1 protein-coding gene is annotated in these 1,848 nt (G+C 41.9%); it reads left to right on the top strand.

Annotated features, from left to right (window positions below):
• Nucleotides 1-329 precede the first annotated feature (329 nt).
• Nucleotides 330-1,709, top strand: coding sequence for a dipeptidase (locus PLK24_RS08295; RefSeq protein ID WP_324478082.1), 1,380 nt, complete (start codon nucleotides 330-332; stop codon nucleotides 1,707-1,709).
• Nucleotides 1,710-1,848 lie beyond the last annotated feature (139 nt).

Raw genomic sequence — 1,848 nt, 5'->3', positions numbered from 1 at the left:
TTGCCACGTCGTCCAACCAAAGAACGGTTGAACTCCTCGCAATGACGGATTTGGATGGAATGCGGGCATGATAAATCAAGCCCCTACAGAAGAATATAAAAACTATAGGGGCACCATATATTGTGCCCAATCTTTATTAAATGTTTCGACATACCATGGCACGTCGAATCGTAACTATCACCTTCATCCCATTTTTTTCCATATTTATTTTTTCTCTCACCCCTTTCCCCTCGGTCTTCTTAAAAATACAAATCCATGTCTTTTCACACTGAATATCTGTTACAATAAAAACATCACTGGCACACTTATCAACTGAAAGGGGAAAAAAAATGAACTTATCAGCAATCCATGAAGCTATTGAAATAAATCGTCAGTCTATTCTCGATCATTTTTTTGAACTTCTCCGTATGCCAACTATCAGCGCCAATCCCGACCATAAAGATGATCTTCATCGTGCCGCACAATGGTTGGTTCAATATTGTCAGAATATCGGGTTGCAGGCTCGAATCCTTCCCACTTCAGGAGCACCGGTAGTTTTTGCCGAACATTGCCCCTATCCAAATTTACCTACCCTGCTCATTTATGGTCATTATGATGTTCAGCCAGTAGATCCCATAGAACAGTGGCACACCCCCCCATTTGATCCCACTATTAAAGGAGATATGATCTATGCTCGTGGTGCCGATGATGACAAGGGACAGTTTTTTTCCTTCTTAAAAGCTATGGAAATCATTTATTCAAAAACCGGCTCACTTCCTGGTAATTATAAAATTGTTATTGAGGGAGAAGAAGAAATTGGGAGCGCTCATTTTGAGGAGCTACTATCTTCTCAGAAAGAACTCTTCCGGGCTGACTCGATTCTTATTATGGATGCTGGTCAATTTGATCGAGGAGTTCCAGCTTTGGTCTATGGTTTAAGAGGTTTAGCTTACTTTGAAATCACTTGCGCTGGACCAGCTTTTGATGTACATTCTGGGCAATTTGGCGGTGGAGTTCCTAACCCGGCCACCTCTCTCATTCAGATTCTCAGTCAGCTCAAAAATGATCAGGGACAAATCACCATTCCAGGTTTTTACCAAGATGTCCATGAACCAGAACCTTGGGAACGAGAGCAAATGGCACAACTTCCTTTTCAGGAAGAAAGCATAAAAAAAGAGCTGGGTATTCGTGCTTTTCAGCAGGAAATGAACTACACTCCCCTGGAAAGTATGACCGTTCGACCTACTTTTGACATCTGTGGAATATGGGGAGGGTATACCGGATCTGGCTCAAAAACCATTATTCCTGCTCGCTGTAGCGCAAAATTTAGTTTTCGTCTGGTTCCTAATCAAACCCCTTCGAAGATAGCTACTCTTCTTTTAGAACATCTCAAATCCTTAGTTCCTCCCGATATCGATTATCGTGTCGAGGTTCTTCCTGGAATCGAACCGATTATAACTGATCCTCACAAGCCGATCTTTACTGCTTTTAACCAAGCTATCAAGAACCATTTTGGTCGTTCTCCGGTTCTCATCCGAGGCGGTGGTTCGGTAGGAGTGGCCAATTTATTTAAAAGATATCTCGTTCCCGATTCGATCTGTATGAATGGTTGGGGAAGCCCTGACGATGGAGTTCATTCACCCAATGAGCATTTTTCTATAAATGACTTTTTCCGTGGGATTCACTCCATCATCGATTTCCTTTATGAATTTCAAAAATCTAGCCAGTAAATCCAGTATATTATTAATATCTCAAATCTGACACCCTGAAGATTCACTTTATAATTCGAAGGTGTTCCTTTAATCTGTCATCCTGAGGCTTTGTATTCAGAAGCCGTGAGGATCCCATCTACACCTCCGTCATCCTGAG

This window comes from Atribacter sp. (assembly GCF_035418125.1).
In the GTDB taxonomy this organism is placed as follows: domain Bacteria; phylum Atribacterota; class Atribacteria; order Atribacterales; family Atribacteraceae; genus Atribacter; species Atribacter allofermentans.
The sequence above is the reverse complement of the archived record's forward strand: the minus strand, read 5'-3'. Positions and strand labels throughout refer to the sequence as shown.